The sequence below is a fragment of the Gracilibacillus sp. YIM 98692 genome, assembly GCF_010993965.1.
Lineage (GTDB): Bacteria > Bacillota > Bacilli > Bacillales > Amphibacillaceae > Gracilibacillus.
In genome coordinates this window covers 1-18,980 of record NZ_WIXM01000002.1, presented here as the reverse complement: position 1 = coordinate 18,980, position 18,980 = coordinate 1, and the positions used below count along the sequence as shown (strand labels likewise).

Genomic DNA, 18,980 nt, shown 5'->3' with positions numbered 1-18,980 from the left:
TTGGTTTATAAGAGGAATCATTGACCTCTTACTTGATAGCCTCCACTGCTTTTTTCCCTTGTTCAAAGGCAGTCATTGCTGCGTCCTTTTTATTGAATCCACTTGCTTCTAACTTTTGGATCACTTGTCTCATTTCTAAATAATCATTTGGTATCACACGTACAAACTTTGGTAAGATAGCTTCCCAATTCTCTAAAATTCGCTGTCCATTCGTACTTTGTGTATACTCCACATGTTTCTCAATCATGTTACGAACCTCTTCCGCTTCCATTTGATCATGAATGGATTGAAGCTGCACTAATTCCTGATTACATTTCTCTCGGAATGAATCGGATTCATCCAAAACATAAGCAACTCCTCCCGACATGCCAGCTGCAAAGTTTTTGCCAGTTGTTCCTAAAACAATAACACGCCCGCCAGTCATGTATTCACAACCGTGGTCACCTACACCTTCTACAACGACATTAGCACCACTATTTCGTACACAGAAGCGTTCACCCGCTATCCCGTAAATATAGGCTTCACCAGCTGTCGCACCATAAAATGCAACATTACCAATGATCGTATTTTTCACAGGGTCAAATGACGATTTACGAGATGGCCGAGCCGTAATCTTACCTCCAGATAACCCTTTTCCGACATAGTCATTTGCGTCCCCAACTAAATTCAATGTGATTCCTTTAGGGATAAAAGCTCCAAAGCTTTGTCCTGCAGAACCTCTTAACCGCAAACGAATTGTATCCTCTGGCAATCCTTCATTTCCATAACGTTTTGTAATTTCACTTCCAAGCATGGTGCTTGCCGCCCGGTTAATATTTCGAATACCTAAAGAAGCTTTTACTTGTTTTTTATGTTCGATAGCATCCAAACATAGCGGAATTAATTCTTGCTGATCAAGTGTTTTATCAAGACCATGTACTTGTTCCACCGTTTGGAAGCGTCCAACACTATCGGATACATCCGGCTGATAGAGCAATGCTGATAAATCGACACCTTTTGCTTTCCAATGATCCATTGCACTTGTTTTTTCTAATATATCTGTACGACCTATCATTTCATCAATCGATCGGAAGCCTAGCTCAGCCATTAGTTCCCTCACTTCTTGAGCAATGAAAAGCATAAAATTCACCACATGATCTGGTGTACCAGTGAATTTTTTTCGAAGTTCTGGATCTTGGGTCGCGACCCCTACCGGACATGTGTTTAAATGGCAAACACGCATCATCGTACATCCCAAGACAACGAGAGGTGCTGTTGAAAATCCGTATTCTTCTGCACCAAGTAGTGCGGCAATAATGACATCTCTTCCAGTCATCATTTTCCCATCTGTTTCCACAACAATTCGATCACGCAATTTGTTCATCAACAAGGTTTGATGTGTCTCGGCAAGGCCAACTTCCCAAGGCATCCCTGTATGCTTTAGGCTTGTTCTAGGTGCTGCCCCGGTACCACCATCATAGCCGCTAATTAACACAAGATCTGCACGACCTTTTGCAACCCCCGCAGCAATCGTACCTACACCAGTAGCAGAAACAAGTTTAACACTGACACGAGCTTTTGGATTTGCATTCTTTAGGTTATAAATCAATTCAGCTAAATCTTCAATAGAATAAATGTCGTGATGCGGAGGTGGTGAAATTAACCCTACCCCTGGTGTGGATCCTCTAACTTCTGCAATCCATGGATACACTTTTTTTCCGGGTAGATGCCCGCCTTCTCCAGGCTTGGCACCTTGGGCTATTTTAATTTGAATTTCATCTGCATTTATTAGATAGTGACTTGTTACCCCAAAACGACCAGAAGCAACCTGTTTAATTGAACTGCGACGTAAGTCTCCATTTTCGTCAGGAGTAAAACGATCAGGATCTTCGCCACCTTCTCCAGAATTACTTTTTCCGCCAATCCGGTTCATCGCAATTGCGAGTGATTCATGCGCCTCTTCACTTATAGAACCATAGGACATCGCTCCTGTCTTAAACCTTTTACAAATACTTTCGATGGATTCCACTTCTTCCATTGGAATTGAAGTTCTTTTCTTAAAAGAAAGCAGTCCACGTAGTGATTGTAGATTTTTATCTGTATTCGTAATCATATTGGAATATTGCTTAAAAACTTTATAGTTATTTGTCCGACAGGCATGCTGCAGAAGGTGAATCGTATGCGGATTATACTGATGGTCTTCCCCATTTTGACGCCATTGAAAATCATCGCCTGGTGCTAATCCTTTTTCTCTACCGCGATCACGGTTAAAAGCAACTTTATGTCGCATAATGACCTCTTGAGCAATCGTTTCTAAGTCAATGCCTCCTAATCGTGAAGCTGTTCTCGTGAAATATTTCTCAATTACATCGGAATGAATACCAACTGCTTCAAAAATTTGTGCACCTCGGTAGCTTTGAATTGTCGAAATCCCCATTTTCGATAATACCTTAATGACACCACTGGTCGCTGATTTTATATAAGTGTTGATGACTTCATCTAAAGAAGTGTCACGGAGATCACCCATTTCTATTAATCCTTCTAGTGTTCGAAAAGCTAAATAAGGATTGATCCCCTCTGCTCCATAGCCTAATAAAGTTGCAAAATGATGAACTTGTCGAGCTTCTCCTGTCTCAATCAGTATGCTTACTTTGGTCCGTAAGCCTTTTCGAATCAAGTGATGATGCAAACCCGAAACAGCGAGTAGTGCTGGTATCGCAGCTCTTTTTTCATTAATACCTCGATCAGATAAAATGAGTAACGTTTTCCCCTCATCAATCGCCTCAACGGCTTGAACAAAAAGCTGATCTAATACCTTTTCCATATCACGATCTTTTTTTACATCAAAAAGCAAGGATAACGTTTTGGATTGAAAGCCATCCAAGTTATTTTTACTCAACGTTGCTAGTTGCTGGTTATTAAGTATTGGAGTTTTTAATCGAATGTGCTGACAACTCTCCGGCTGTGGATCCACTAAGTTGCCTTCTTTCCCAATCGTTGTTTCAACCGCAGTGACAATCTCTTCCCGTATCGCATCAATTGGAGGATTCGTGACTTGAGCAAATAATTGTTTAAAATAGTTATACAGAAGTTCTGGACGCTTGGATAAAACAGCTAGTGGCGAGTCATAGCCCATCGAACCCACTGGATCTTTTTTATCCGTGACCATCGGCTTTAAGATTTTATTTAACTCTTCTGTCGTATATCCAAAAGCCACCTGTTTTTCTAACAATTCATCAGTAGATAAATGGGGTTGGCTGCTTTCATGTACATCTAAGTCTTCTAAGTTCATCCTATACTTTGATAACCAATCTTTATAAGGCTTCTCATCGGCTATTTCATTTTTGATTTTTTCATCTGGAATAATTTTTCCTTTTTCTAAATCAACGAGAAGCATTCTGCCTGGCTGCAATCTATCTTTGTATTCTACATCCTCTGGTAAAATATCCAATGCGCCTACTTCGGAGCCTAATACAATCATGCCATCTTTGGTGACATAGTAGCGAGCAGGCCTTAACCCATTACGATCCAAACAGGCTCCGATTTGTGCCCCATTGGTATACATAATAGCAGCTGGTCCATCCCACGGCTCCATTAATGTACTATGATATTCATAAAAAGCTCGTTTCTTATCATCCATTCGCTGATCATTCACCCATGGCTCAGGAATCATCATCATGGCAGTATGTGCAAGAGAGCGCCCGGATTGATAGAGAAATTCAAAGCAATTATCAAACATCGTAGAATCACTGCCATCTGTATCAATTACCGGTAAAATCTTTTCTAGTTCCTCTTCATTAAAAGAGTCGGAATGACATAAAGATTCACGTGCACGCATCCAATTTACATTTCCTCTAATGGTATTAAATTCACCATTGTGGGCGATAAATCGATTCGGCTGCGCTCGTTCCCAGCTCGGAAAAGTGTTTGTACTAAATCGAGAATGCACGATAGCAAGAGCTGATTTAAACGCTGGATTATTCAAATCAATATAAAACGAATCTAATTGTTCTGGTATTAACATGCCCTTGTAGACAATCGTTGATGTCGATAAGCTGCAGATATACGTATTTTGATCATCTTCTCTTTCTTCAAGCCCTTGAAGTTGATTTTCTGCTTGTTTACGAACCATATATAGTTTTCTTTCAAATTCATCACGAGTTTTATTCTCATTAGACGGTGTGATAAACACTTGTCGAATGAATGGCTTTACCTTTTTAGCATAGTCACCAACAAAGGCATCATTAACTGGAACCGTGCGCCAGCCTATTACTTGTAATCCTTCTTTTTCAATGATAGCTTGAAGGTCTTTCTCACTTTTTTTTCTGATAACTGGATCTTGTGGAAGAAAAACCATCCCGACACCATAATCCCCTTCATCTGGAAGGTCGATATCTAAATCCTGGCATTTATCTTGAAAAAATGCATGTGGAATTTGTATAAGAATTCCTGCACCATCCCCTGTGCTTATATCTGCGGACTGACCACCACGATGCTCTAAGTTACAAAGAATCGTCACCGCATGTTGGATAATGTCGTGGGACTTGCGGCCATTGACATTGGCAATCATACCAATACCGCATGCTTCATGCTCATTTTCTGGATGATATAACCCTTGAGGAGCAGGATAACCATATTTACTCATAACAACACCCCTTCATCATTTTATTGGTAGAAAGAAACCATTAATAGGAGTAGCAATTCTTCCCTTATATATTGATTTTCCCGATGTGAACGAATTAAACCAATTATTTTGTATATATTATAAACATTCACGTCTTAGATATACTTATTTACTCCGTTTCTTCATAATAATGATTTTACTAGAATGATGAAATGTTATGGTGTTGCTTCTATGGTGCAACGTGTTTCTTCTAATGGAAAGGTTCTGCGGGAAAAATAATGTGGTACGAAAAAGCGTGGGTTAAATTTTTATAAGGTCCTTTTAAAAAAAAGAAAAGCTGCGAATGATTACTTCGCAGCTTCTACTTTTTAACTAGACGATTGATAATCATATTTAAGATAGATAATAAAATGGCTGCAAGAATAGCTGTACCAAAACCATCTATAATAAAATCATTTCCTAATAATGCTTGTGTTAACATCAGTGTAATAGCATTAATGACAAAGAGGAACAATCCAAGTGTTAAAATCGTAATTGGCAGTGTAAACAAAACAAGAATAGGCTTAACAATCGTATTTAAGACAGCTAAAATTATACTAGCAATCAGCGCAACCAAGAAACCATCTATTACAAAATTTGTAAATAAATAATCAATCAACATTAAAGCAAGTGCGTTAAACACCAGTGATAATAGCCATCGCATTTAGGAGATCCCTCTTTTCGGAATAATAATAGCAGCTACTATATATAACAAGACAAGTGGCGCTCCTGCGGTAAATATACAAGCAGCGACATATATTAATCTAAGTATCGTAGCATCCATATTAGTGATTTCAGCTATACCACCAATAACCCCTGCTACCATACGATTCTTGTCAGAGCGATATAATGTTTTACTCATTTCCGCCCTCCTTCTTATCATACGATGAAAGTTTTATTTATATGATTAAATTTTGTGAAGTTATCTAAAAGAGTTATGTTTCATTAAAGACTTTTTATTAGTTAGATTAATGGAAAATTCCCTTTTTGTTGCACAATATATAAATTTTGGCTATTAAGATTACTTTAAAATTGCCAGGTATAAAACGATTCTACTCCTAGCCATGTTTTAGTGGCTTCTTCGATGTCATCTGATTCGTTTTTTACTTTGGCAATCATACCATCTGCTTGGGATTTATGGGCCATAATGGTTTCAAATTTTTTCTTAAAAACAGGGGTCACATCATTTTGAATATCTGGTCCCCCTAATTCTTCTTCATGTGTTCTGCTAATGGCTTGTGCCCATACAGTAGGACGATCTTCCTCTTTGAATTTTTCCGCCGCTTTGATTGCCGCAGCACCAAATGCATCATGATCAGGGTGAACGGCATGACCAGGATAATGGGTAATAACAAGGCTTGGCTTAATGTCTTTTAAATAAGAGTAAAGATGTTCCGCAACTTCCTCTGTGGATTCAAATTCTAATGTTTTATCACGATAGCCCAACATCTTCAAATCAACGTCTAAAATCTCACAAGCCCGAATTAATTCTTGCTTTCTGATTTCAGGCAAGGTTTCACGCGTTGCAAAAGTTGGATTTCCCATATTTCGCCCCATCTCTCCTAAAGTACCGCATAGGTAAGTCACTGGAATCCCTTTTTCACGAAATGTGGTAATCGTACCTGAAGCACCAAAAGCTTCATCATCTGGGTGTGGGTAAATCACTACAACATGCTCTTTCACTATAATTCCCCCTCATCATTTCCCTTAATATTGGAATGGCTTTTCGCTGATCTGTAATGCCACCATTAGACGGCCTTCTCTGTCGTGGCCTGCCATTAATAATCGGCCTTCTTGGTTCAACTCAAATTGATTCACACCTTCTGCATAAATCCAGCCAATATCTAATTTTAAGCCAACTCTATATGTTGTGCCCGCCCCGACTATTTTGCCACGTTCATATTGTACTCGAGCGTTTCGAATAAAAGCACCGACATTATATGCATCTTTATTAAAGTGGCTAGCATAGGCGCCATTGGTTGTTTCTAAATGAATATAAACATCTTTATTCGCTAAATGGTCTATTTCTTTTTGTAGTACATCTATTTCTATTGGTTCCATTGTGGATGCCTCCCCAATCCCTATAAAGTGAAACTCAATCAGTGGGGGGGTTTCTTTCTTCCACCACTGATTGTTAGTCGAACCAATCAGGGTTAGCGTCCGTTATCCCCCACTTAAACTTCTTTTCTTTGCTTGAACTTTTGAAGTGGGGGTTTTACGGACGGTTATTCACCGTGATAAAGTTCCATGTATATTCTATCATAAGTAGACAGGATTATCTTGTTTCAAAAATACAAGCTTTTCTTAATACTATAATCCATAAAACGATATTCATTCTATTAGTGGAACAAAAGGAAAGGGACTATCCCTTTCCTTTTGTTAGCTTGTAATTTTAGCTGCCATTCTTTGTTGGTCTCGTTCTAAGATCGGTTTTAAGTAACGGCCGGTATGAGAGTTTTCTACTTCGGCGACCTGTTCTGGTGTACCTGTAGCGACAACTTGTCCGCCGCCTTCACCGCCTTCTGGACCAAGGTCAATAATATAATCAGCCGCTTTAATTACATCTAAATTATGCTCGATAATAATGACCGTATCTCCATTACTGACTAATCGTTGAATCACTTCCAACAATCGAGATATGTCATCCACGTGTAAACCTGTTGTTGGTTCGTCTAATATATAAAGAGATTTTCCATTCGATCTACGATGCAATTCACTTGCCAGCTTTACCCTTTGGGCTTCTCCTCCAGAAAGGGTGGTTGCTGGCTGACCTAATCGAATATATCCCAATCCAACGTCATAAACAGTCTCTAGCTTTCGTTTGATTTTCGGAATATTTTCAAAGAATTTTAATGCTTCCTCAATCGTCATATCCAATACATCTGCTATGTTTTTCCCTTTATATTTTACATCTAATGTTTCTCGATTATATCTTTTTCCTTCACAGACCTCACAAGGAACATAAACATCAGGTAAAAAGTGCATCTCAATTTTAATTATCCCGTCACCGCGGCATGCTTCGCAACGTCCGCCTTTTACATTAAAACTAAATCGTCCTTTTTTGTATCCGCGAATTTTAGCTTCATTGGTTTGCGCAAATACATCACGAATATTATCAAAAACACCTGTATAGGTTGCAGGATTAGATCTTGGTGTTCTTCCAATTGGTGACTGATCAATATCAATGACCTTATCTAAATATTCAATACCTTTAATTTCTTTATGTTTCCCTGGCTTTTCTTTACCACGGTGCAGTTGAGTCACGAGACTTTTTTTCAATATACCATTAATTAACGAGCTTTTTCCTGAGCCTGATACACCAGTTACAGCCGTATAAATCCCAAGTGGAATTTTAACATCCACATTTTTTAAATTGTTTTCTTCTGCTCCTATCACTTCAAGATGACGTTCACTTGCTTCATGACGAGTTGCCGGTACTGGAATAAATTTTTGTCCAGATAAGTATTGACCTGTAAGGGAGGATTTCTTCCGCATTACTTGTTTTGGGGTTCCCTGCGCTACCACTTCACCACCATGTTCTCCTGCACCCGGCCCAATATCTACTAGATAATCTGCAGCTAACATCGTATCCTCATCATGTTCGACTACTATTAACGTATTGCCAAGATCACGCATGCGTTCTAAAGTATGGATTAAACGATCATTATCTCGCTGATGTAAACCTATAGATGGTTCGTCTAGCACATATAGAACACCCGTTAAAGCAGAACCTATTTGCGTTGCTAAACGAATTCTCTGAGCTTCCCCGCCGGATAGAGTACCAGCTGATCGCGATAAGGTAAGGTAATCCAATCCAACATTAGATAAGAATGTTAAACGATCGTCAAGTTCACGAATAATCATATGAGCGATTTGCTCTTCCTTTTCAGACAAGCTTAATGTCGTAAAAAACTGATGGGCTTCTGTTACCGCAAGTTCCGTTACCTCCCCTATATGCTTACCGTTTACTTTGATAGATAACGCTTCTTGATTGAGACGATAACCTTGACATGAAGGACAAGCAGTATTCGCCATATATTTCTCCATCTGCTCTCTAATAAAATCAGAAGATGTTTCCCGGTAACGGCGTGCTATATTATGGAGCACTCCTTCAAAATAAATCTCATTTTCACGTATCACTCCATAATCATTTTCGTAACGGAAAAAGATCCGTTCTTTGCCGCTTCCATGTAATATTTTATCTAATTGGCTTTTTGGAAGTTTACTTACAGAAACATCCATGTCAATATCATAATGTTCACAAACACTTTTCAAAAGTTGAGGATAATACTGGGAACTTGTTGGCTCCCATGCTGCAATAGCTCCTTCATTCAGTGATAATTGACGGTTTGGAATCACTAAATCGACATCTACTTCTAATTGAGAGCCTAGTCCGTCACAAGTATCACAAGCACCATAAGGGCTATTAAATGAAAACAGCCTAGGCTCTAATTCATCAATAGAAAAACCACAAATCGGACAAGCATGATTCTCACTAAATAATAATTCTTCATCCCCAATAATATCGACTATGACCTTTCCATCTCCAAGGCTTAAAGCTGTTTCTATGGAATCAGATAATCGAGAAGCAACACCGTCTTTCACAATAATTCGGTCGATCACCACTTCAATAGAATGTTTTTTGTTTTTATCTAATGCGATATCATCAGTGACTTCTCTCATTTCACCATTTACACGTAATCGAACATATCCTTCTTTTTGTAAATCTTCTAAAACTTTGTTGTGCGTCCCTTTACGCCCTGAAACGACAGGGGCTAAAATTTGCAACTTGGTTCTCTCTTCATATTCCAGAATACGATCAACCATTTGCTCAACAGTTTGAGAGGTAATTTCTACGCCGTGGTTGGGGCAAATCGGATGCCCTATTCTAGCAAATAAGAGACGCATATAATCATAGATCTCGGTTACCGTTCCAACAGTTGATCTAGGATTACGACTCGTCGTTTTTTGATCAATGGAGATTGCTGGTGAAAGACCTTCAATCGCATCAACATCTGGTTTATCCATTTGCCCTAAAAACTGTCTCGCATAAGCAGACAAAGATTCCACATAGCGCCTCTGTCCTTCTGCATAGATGGTATCAAATGCTAATGACGATTTCCCTGAACCGGAAAGTCCAGTTAACACCACTAAATTGTCTTTTGGTATATCCACAGATATATTTTTTAAGTTATGAGCACGTGCGCCTTGAATAGATATCTTTTTTTTCGCCATGTCCTCTCACCCTTCTGCTTTCAATTCTAAAACGATGTCTCGAAGTTCTGCTGCTCGTTCAAAATCAAGTTCACGAGCCGCATTTTTCATCTCTTTTTCCATTTTTTCTATAAGCTTCTCTTTTTCCTGCTTCGACATCTCGCTAAGATCTGGTTTTGTATCATCGTACTCTTCTTCCACTTCTGCTACCATTGTTGCCCGAATAACATCTCGTACACCTTTCTTAATTGTCTTCGGCACAATGCCATGCTCTTCATTATAAGCTTGTTGCTTCTCTCTTCTTCGATAAGTCTCATCTATCGCTTTCTGCATAGAGTCTGTCATTTTATCAGCATACATGACAACCATGCCATTTTCATTACGAGCTGCACGGCCCATTGTTTGAATAAGCGATCGCTCAGACCTTAAAAAACCTTCTTTATCTGCATCTAATATGGCTACCAAGGAAACTTCCGGAATATCTAAGCCCTCACGTAACAAGTTAATGCCAATTAATACATCATATTTACCTACACGTAAATCTCTTATGATTTCGATTCTTTCTAGTGTTTTGATCTCAGAATGTAAATAAGCTACTTTCATCCCGACTTCTTTTAGATAGTCGGTTAAATCTTCTGACATTTTTTTCGTTAAGGTTGTAACCAAAACCCTTTCTTTACGGGTAACGCGCTTATTAATTTCTCCGATCAAATCATCGACTTGTCCATCAATCGGTCGAACATCTACAACTGGATCTAATAGACCCGTAGGACGGATAATTTGCTCTGTCATCGTCGGGGTATGCTCTAATTCATAAGGTCCAGGTGTTGCAGATACATAGATTAGCTGATTCGCTTTTTTTTCAAATTCGCCAAAGGTTAATGGTCGGTTATCTAATGCAGAAGGTAGACGAAATCCATGATCAACTAATACTTGCTTTCGAGCTTGGTCCCCGTTAAACATCCCGCGAATTTGAGGCAAGGATACATGAGACTCATCTATGACAATTAATGAGTCATCAGGAAAGTAATCTAGTAATGTATAAGGAGTAGAACCCGATTCCCGTAAAGTTAAATGTCTGGAATAATTCTCAATACCGGAACAAAAGCCCATCTCTTCCATCATTTCGAGGTCATAGTTAGTTCTTTGTTCTAACCTTTGTGCTTCCAGCAACTTGTCTTCATCTCGAAATTTAGCCAGTTGATCGTCTAATTCTTTGCGGATATTTTGCATTGCTAATTTTAGCTTTTCTTCTCTTGTGACGAAGTGTGAAGCTGGGAAAATAGCAATATGCTCTCGGTCGCCGATAATTTCTCCTGTTAATGCATCCACTTCTCGAATTCGGTCTATTTCATCCCCAAAAAATTCGACCCTAATACAATGCTCCTCACGCGAAGCTGGAATAATTTCAACAGAGTCGCCTCGGACACGAAAGGTACCACGTTGGAAATCTATATCATTTCGTGCATATTGAATGCTGACTAATCCTCTTAGAAGTTCATCTCGATCTTTTTCCATTCCCATTCTCAAAGATAGGACTTGGCTTTTATATTCTTCTGGAGACCCTAAGCCATATATACATGAAACACTTGCAACAATCAGTACATCATTTCTTTCAAACAAGGCAGATGTAGCGGAGTGCCGCAACTTATCAATCTCATCATTGACACTGGCATCTTTTTCGATAAATGTATCGGTTGATGGTACATAAGCTTCTGGTTGATAATAATCATAATAACTAACAAAATATTCGACTGCATTATTTGGAAAAAACTCTTTAAACTCACTATATAATTGACCTGCTAATGTTTTATTATGAGCAATTACCAAAGTTGGACGGTTCACTTCTTTCACCACATTGGAGACCGTGAACGTTTTACCAGTTCCGGTAGCACCCAACAATGTTTGATGTCTCTTCTTTTTTTCTACGCCTTCAACTAGTTCTTTAATGGCTTGCGGCTGATCCCCTTGAGGTTCATAAGGGGCTTCTAATGAAAAAGTATGCTTCTCCATTTTCCTAACCTCCGTTCTGCTTCCCTATCTATATTATAAACGAAATAATGTTAAAAAGCGAACAAATATTCGTGTATTAAAAATATTTTACTTGTCTTCTCCATTATAACCAAATAGCACCATATCTTAAAAACTTTCGCATAAAGAAAACTTGGCTATCCGCCAAGCCCTATGGCGCAGTGCGGTAGCATAGTTGACCTTATCTATCTTCCTAAAATGGTCTACTACGTCGAGAATTCTTCCTTGCTGACCATTTATACTTTCTGATACGGTAAAGAAAACTCGTCGATTGACGAGCCTTTAGCGAAGTTAGAGACGTAGTTGCACTTATATATCTTCCTAATCGTGGTGTCTACGTCGTGTTCACTTCATCTGTAACACGATATAACTGCTGATATGGTAAAGAAAGAGCTGACTCCAAAAGTCAGCTCCCTGTACACGCAACTGGAATATATTCGCTTTCCGCAGGCAACGCCTCAGCCTCCTCACGAGCAAAAAACGCTCGTCCGAGGGGTCTTCGCTGGAGTCTCGTATATTCCAGTTGCTGAATCAGAGTACATTCATAAACTAACCTTTCTGAGACAGCTCCTTCTTGCGTCTATGTTGTTTGGTCATATTGATTTACTTCATATAAATCAATCAATTCAATATCGGGATGTTTATCTGTAAACCATCTTAATGCAAAATCGTTTTTAAATAAGACGAGAAATTCATCTTCTCGGTCCTTTACTAATAGATTACGTTCATCAAATAATGATGGATCCACTTGATCGGCTTTCAGCCATCTTGGGATACGATCACCGATAGATTCTAGCATGACTTCTACATTATACTCATTTTTCATCCTGTGTTGAAACACTTCATATTGCAGTTGACCGACAGCGCCAATAATGTAAGAGTCTGTTGGATAGCCGCGGAATAGTTGTATGGCACCTTCCTGAACAAGTTGTTCAATCCCTTTACGAAATTGCTTTGCTTTCATCACATTTTTAGCAGTTACTCGTTGGAACATTTCGGGCGGGAATAGTGGCAGTTCATCATATTCAAAGGCTTTTTTCCCTTCCAACAAAGTATCACCAATACGGTAAGAACCTGGATCATATACCCCAATAATATCTCCCGCATAAGCTTCTTCTACTGTATCTCGAGATGAAGCAACAAATTGCTGTGTTTGCCCGAGGCGGATTGACTTGCCAGTTCGAGCTAACTTCGCATTCATACCACGTTCAAATTTTCCAGAGCAAACACGAAGAAAGGCAATACGATCTCGGTGTTGTGGATTCATATTAGCTTGGATCTTAAATATAAATCCAGAAAAATCAGGATGATCTGGACTAACTACAGTTTCTTTTGTACGGCGTGGCCCTGGTGCTGGAGCCATATTAATAAAGGTATCAAAAAAAGCTTGCACACCAAATGGAGCTAGAGCACTACCGAAAAATACAGGTGTTTGCTCCCCTTGTAAAACACGCTCTAAAGAAAATTGATCCCCTGCTTCATCTAATAATTCCAATTCATCCACCGTTTCCTGATAAGTAGGGTTTTCTCGAATCTCTTGATGTGCTTCATCTTCCATTTCCGATAATGGTATATACGATTCTTCTTCATTCCCATTATATTGAATGAATTGGTCTTGATAACGGTCTAAAATCCCTAAAAACCTTTTCCCCATACCGACAGGCCAATTCATTGGATATGTCTCAATATTTAGTACATCTTCAATTTGATCCAGCAACTCAAGCGGCTCTCGTGCTTCTCGATCCAATTTATTAATAAAAGTAAAAATTGGAATACCTCGCATTTTACAGACCTTAAACAATTTAATCGTCTGTGCTTCTATCCCTTTGGTTGCATCGATGATCATGACAACACTATCTACGGCCGTTAATGTTCGATAGGTATCTTCACTAAAATCTTCATGTCCTGGCGTATCTAAAATATTGACTTTATGACCTTGATATGCAAAATTCATCACACTAGATGTAACGGAGATACCACGTTGTTTCTCAATTTCCATCCAATCCGATGTCGCATACTTTCCAGACTTTTTTCCTTTTACCGTACCTGCAGATCGAATTAAATTCCCAAATAATAATAATTTTTCTGTCATTGTCGTTTTCCCTGCATCCGGGTGTGAAATAATAGCAAACGTTTTACGTTTCTGCACTTCATCCTGTAATCCCATATAAATCCCTACTTTCTTCTCTATTCCTAATCAATGCCTTGCCCATTTTGGTTTGGGATTTTGGTCGTTCTGATTATTTTATCACGTTATAGACCATGATAAAATAGCAGTTTAAACATAAAAAGTCAATCATGATGGAATCAATCAAAATATCTGATATAATAAAATGATGAATTGATATCCATTGTCATATAATATGCTTATGGTTTCGAGTGAGGAAGGGATTTAACGTGCAACAAATTAAAATGAATCAACAATCGATCCGCCAGCTAACTGGTGAGCGCTTTTTTCAAAGAGGTTTGCAATATTTTCAAAATGGGAAAGTATATGGCCTTTCCTATAATCCCAGTACTAACGCCTGGAGAGGGCTAGTAAAAGGGACAAAAATTTATACGGTTCGCATATATTTCGATGAAGGAATGGGAGTAGATACAACTTGTAATTGTGCGGCCTTTGCGAAATATGATACTTGCAAGCATGTTGCCGCTGTATTATTGGCCATAACAGAAGATGTACAATCCAATCGAAAAAGATATGCGGTAGATAAAAAAGCAGAAGTCCAAAACCAATCTGAAACTGATTTATTTGCCAAGCAATTAATGCACACATTTCGAAACAAACAAGAAAGCGACCAAACACCTGAACCTGTACAGTCTGAATTTATCATTTCCGTCACTCGTGCAAATAAGCACAATCAATATGCGTTATCGATAGAAATGAAAATGGGAGATAAGAGACCTTATGTTATCAGGGATATTCGCGCTTTCTTAAAAGCAATGGAGCAACAGGAAAGCTATAAAGTAAACCAATCTTTTACTTTCTATCCAGAAGTGCATTATTTTCCGCCGCAAGACAGAGAAATCATAGACTGGCTTCTAATATGTTATGAACAAGAAAAGCTATTTGGAAACAGCCATATGATGAAAATGGAACAACCTAGAGGGCTTTATGTTCCAACAAGCGCAAGCGATGCCTTGTTGGATCAAATAACCGATACCCAGTTTACGTTTAAATTAGGGCAACATCGTGAGTTTCATCATATTCATTTTGAACCTTTAACCGATCAATTTGAATTTCAATTAGATTACTTGCAGCAAGGCGCTTATACATTGGAATTATCAGAACTATCTTCCTATTATTTTTTAGAAAGTTATCGCTATGTCATATATGAGAATTATATTTATAAAGTAAGTCAACAGCAAAAGCAAGTGCTAGATAAACTCTTTCGTATTTTGCCATTTCAAACTAGAAAAAAACAAAGGATATCTCCCCAAGAAATGGATACTTTTGTTCGCAGCGTCATGCCGCAATTTGAACAAATTGGCGAACTGAAAATGACCGAAAGAATGGAAAAACAGATGAATACTAGTCCATTTCATGGCAAAGTCTATATAGATAACGTAGAGGGCGCATTAAAGGTCGATATTGAATTTCATTATGGGGAGACAATATTTAATCCATTTCAACATCAACAAACATCAGAAAAAATAACAAAGCGTGATTATGCACAAGAACAATATCTCATGCAATGGTTAAGAGATAGTGAATTCTTAGAAATGAACCAAGCGATGTTCCTGTTTCATGATGATGCGATTTATCATTTTTTACATGAAAAGCTGGAATTATTGAAACAGTTTGTATCGGTCTATGTATCACAAAGTGTCAAAAAGTTAATAAACGAAAATGCGCAGCCGCTTCAATCACAAGTGGATTACCGGCCTTCTGAGGGGATGCTTGATATTCACTTTGATATGGAAGGTATTTCACAAGAAGATGTGACTAATATATTAAAAGCTTTAATAGAAAAAAAGCGATACTACCGTATTCCTGATGGTCCGTTGCTCCATTTAGAATCTGACAGCTTCCAAGCTTTTCAAAAATTACAAGAACAAATGCAATGGTCCAAAAAACAAATCGAAGAAGATAAGATTTCAATCCCTGCTGCCCGAGGTTTTCAAGTAGAGCAAGCACTTGAAAAAACAGATAACCGATTTAGCCAATCTTTTCAAAAGATGCTAGATCAATTAAAGAACCCTAGTCAACTGCAGTTCTCATTGCCGGAAAACTTAGAGGCAGACTTACGTGATTACCAGCAGGTCGGATTTCAGTGGATGAAGACATTGTCTTATTATCACCTAGGCGGGATCTTAGCAGATGATATGGGGCTAGGAAAAACGCTGCAAACGATAAGCTTTTTATTATCAGAAATAAACAGTAAATCACAGAACTATCAAGCACTTGTGGTTGCACCTGCCTCGTTGCTCTATAATTGGCAAAAGGAAGTGGAAAAATTTGCACCAACTTTAAGCTCTGCTGTTATCATTGGTTCCAAGCAACAACGAGAACATTTATTACAGGTACACCAAGAAACCGATATTTTAATTACATCCTATCCGACTTTAAGAAAAGATGAAAACCTATATCAATCTAAACCTTTTGATTGCTTAATATTAGACGAAGCGCAAGCAATCAAAAATCATTTAACATTAACGGCTAAAGCAGTGCGATCTATACAGGCGAAGCAATATTTTGCCCTAAGCGGTACTCCGATTGAAAATGCTCTTGATGAGCTTTGGTCGATTTTTTATACCATCTCACCAGGACTATTTGGCAACAAAAAAGCATTCTCGCAAATGGATACAAATTTTATTGCCAAAATGACAAGACCGTTTATTTTAAGACGTGTGAAAAAAGATGTATTAGAAGAACTGCCTGATAAAATTGAGACAGTTCGATATTCCGAGCTAACCAAATCACAAAAAGAAGTTTATGTTGCCTACTTACAACGTATTCAGCAAGAATTGAATGAAACCATTCAAGAAAAAGGGTTTGAAAAGGGAAAATTACAAATTCTAGCAGGTTTAACCAGACTACGACAGGTTTGCTGTCACCCTAGCTTGTTTTTAGAAAATTACAGCGGAACCTCAGGCAAGTTGGAGCAGCTCATGGAGCTTATGGCCGAACTTGAAGCTCAAGGGAAACGTACACTCATTTTCTCGCAATTCTCAAGCATGCTGCAAATCATTCGAAAAACACTAGAAGAGAAAGGCTATGACGTTTTTTATTTGGATGGATCTACTCCTTCTGAAAAGCGATTAAAGATGGTAGAAGCGTTTAACAACGGAGAAAATGGGATTTTCCTTATCTCACTAAAAGCGGGAGGAACGGGACTGAATTTAACTGGCGCTGATACAGTTGTCCTGTATGACTTATGGTGGAATCCAGCGGTCGAAGAGCAAGCAGCAGGTCGGGCTCATCGGATTGGACAAGAGAATGTCGTTCAAGTTATTCGTTTTATTACTGAAGGAACGATTGAAGAAAAGATTTATCAATTACAACAGAAAAAGCGGGAGCTCGTTGATCAAATTATCAAACCAGGTGAAACATTGCTTACCAAGCTCACGGAAACAGAAATCCGCGAACTTCTGCAATTTAATGAAAAGCAAGAGGAATAAATCCTCTTGCTTTTTAACTATCTTTAATAAATAATACACCTAATTCATGATGTTCGCCTTCATACAGGGCTCGTTGACTCAAACGTAACTCGCCATGGATATCTTTAATAGACAACTTACAAAAGGCCCTGTTTTTTTGTACTTCTTGATAAAATTCTTCTTGAGTCTGAACATGATGATCATTCACTTTAACAATTCGATCACCTGGCTCTAAACCTAATTCCACTGCTGCGGTATGTGGCAAGACACCGAGAACTAATAACCCTTCTCCGCCAGGCTGAAAAAAAGCTGTTCGCCTTTTTTGACTGTTAGAAAACGTGCCTTGGATGACTACTTTTCCAATAAAGGCAACGAAAATAGCTGCCCATAAAAAAATGGGATAAAAATACCCAACAATAGCCAATAGGAGAACAAAGACGCTTAATAAAATTAATCTACTGCTTAATAGCTTGACATTATACTTAGGTACATCACTTTTAAATAAATATTCGAAACCAACTAGATAAGGAAGAATAAGCAAGCCATAAGTTTCCCCGCCTATTTCTAAAATGGGCCAAGTATCCGTAATTGGCTCAATAAACCCTCCAGGTACTAAGGTGAAAAATGGAATCATCGTTAACTTCTTGACGCGATGTTGCCCTTGATATTTCCCACGTTTACTTTCGACAAGCTCAGGGTAAGAATCATGAACCTTAAAACGAGATAGAATCCAAGCTTCCGCTAATAAAAATATCGCTAACAACATGACGAAAAGAAGTAAATCCAGATTCGAAAATAGTCCCTGCCATTGGGAAGGTATGTATTGCTGCCCGTAAATTGGCATTAGATAAATAAGAGCAAAGACGAGCGGGAAGCTGATGCTTGCCGATAGCCAAGTATAACGAATGAGCCATGAAGTAAGAAAAACGATTATCGCTAGTAGTACGCCAAATGCTAAGGTGGTACTAAAACCGAGGGTTACCGATAATAAGGACAAAATAAATCCAATAAAAAATGAAATGCTCCATGTATGCTTGGTTTCATGAAAATAGGAATGAACTTTCACTCCAAAATTCCGACGATCTTTTTTTATTTGTAAATAACCGCGGAGCAATATTAATAAGAAAAATAAATAAAACAAAGGTTGCATAAATAGACGCAACAAGGCGAGACCAAATTCGATCATCCAATTCATCTTGACAGGCTCCTTCCATCTACTACATGATGTCTGTCCAATATGTAAGCGTTGTTTTTTCCATTTACTGATATCACTATTATGATAAAAAATTTGTTTTTTGGCTACCCATTTTTGGATGAAATAGAAAATTTTTTATTCTTTTGTTTAGTTCAATAAAATTTGTTGGAAATAGGCATAATTTAGATAAGAGGACCATGTGCCCTCTTTCGAAATGAGTGCTTATTCGACGCTGCGGAAAAACGCTCCCTTTCCGGGGTAGAGTAGAAAACAGGAATTAAATAGTGCCTTCTTGTC

The 18,980-nt window shown here is 38.4% G+C and carries 10 protein-coding genes; 1 reads left to right on the top strand and 9 read right to left on the bottom strand.

Going from position 1 to position 18,980, the window contains the following annotated elements:
- Positions 1-28 precede the first annotated feature (28 nt).
- The 8 genes from gltB to GHD00_RS02190 form a co-directional block, all read right to left on the bottom strand.
- The gene (gene gltB / locus GHD00_RS02225) at positions 29-4,624 is read right to left on the bottom strand and encodes a glutamate synthase large subunit (RefSeq protein WP_163536486.1); all 4,596 of its coding nucleotides are present in this window, start codon (positions 4,622-4,624) and stop codon (positions 29-31) included.
- Positions 4,625-4,964: 340 nt separating this feature from the next.
- Entirely contained in the window at positions 4,965-5,306 is a 342-nt protein-coding gene (locus GHD00_RS02220) for a phage holin family protein (RefSeq protein ID WP_163536485.1), read from the bottom strand.
- Positions 5,307-5,504, bottom strand: coding sequence for a PspC domain-containing protein (locus GHD00_RS02215; protein ID WP_163536484.1), 198 nt, complete (start codon positions 5,502-5,504; stop codon positions 5,307-5,309).
- Positions 5,505-5,668: 164 nt separating this feature from the next.
- On the bottom strand, positions 5,669-6,325 hold the full coding sequence (bshB2, locus tag GHD00_RS02210; RefSeq protein ID WP_163536483.1) for a bacillithiol biosynthesis deacetylase BshB2: 657 nt from the start codon (positions 6,323-6,325) through the stop codon (positions 5,669-5,671).
- 24 nt (positions 6,326-6,349) lie between these two features.
- Positions 6,350-6,703 (bottom strand): YojF family protein, encoded by a 354-nt coding sequence (locus tag GHD00_RS02205; protein WP_163536482.1) that lies wholly within the window; start codon positions 6,701-6,703, stop codon positions 6,350-6,352.
- A gap of 318 nt (positions 6,704-7,021) precedes the next feature.
- Positions 7,022-9,877: an excinuclease ABC subunit UvrA gene (gene uvrA, locus GHD00_RS02200; protein ID WP_163536481.1), complete on the bottom strand. Its 2,856-nt coding sequence runs from the start codon at positions 9,875-9,877 to the stop codon at positions 7,022-7,024.
- 6 nt (positions 9,878-9,883) lie between these two features.
- Positions 9,884-11,869: an excinuclease ABC subunit UvrB gene (gene uvrB, locus GHD00_RS02195; RefSeq protein ID WP_163536480.1), complete on the bottom strand. Its 1,986-nt coding sequence runs from the start codon at positions 11,867-11,869 to the stop codon at positions 9,884-9,886.
- Positions 11,870-12,467: 598 nt separating this feature from the next.
- Positions 12,468-14,054 (bottom strand): peptide chain release factor 3, encoded by a 1,587-nt coding sequence (locus GHD00_RS02190; protein WP_163536479.1) that lies wholly within the window; start codon positions 14,052-14,054, stop codon positions 12,468-12,470.
- 230 nt (positions 14,055-14,284) lie between these two features.
- Between GHD00_RS02190 and GHD00_RS02185 the strand changes: the two genes are divergently transcribed.
- Positions 14,285-17,509 carry a DEAD/DEAH box helicase gene (locus GHD00_RS02185; protein ID WP_163536478.1) on the top strand — a complete coding sequence of 1,075 codons (3,225 nt, stop codon included), beginning with the start codon at positions 14,285-14,287 and terminating at the stop codon, positions 17,507-17,509.
- Positions 17,510-17,522: 13 nt separating this feature from the next.
- Here the strand turns inward: GHD00_RS02185 and GHD00_RS02180 are convergent, their stop codons facing one another.
- Entirely contained in the window at positions 17,523-18,683 is a 1,161-nt protein-coding gene (locus tag GHD00_RS02180; RefSeq protein ID WP_163536477.1) for a PDZ domain-containing protein, read from the bottom strand.
- Positions 18,684-18,980 lie beyond the last annotated feature (297 nt).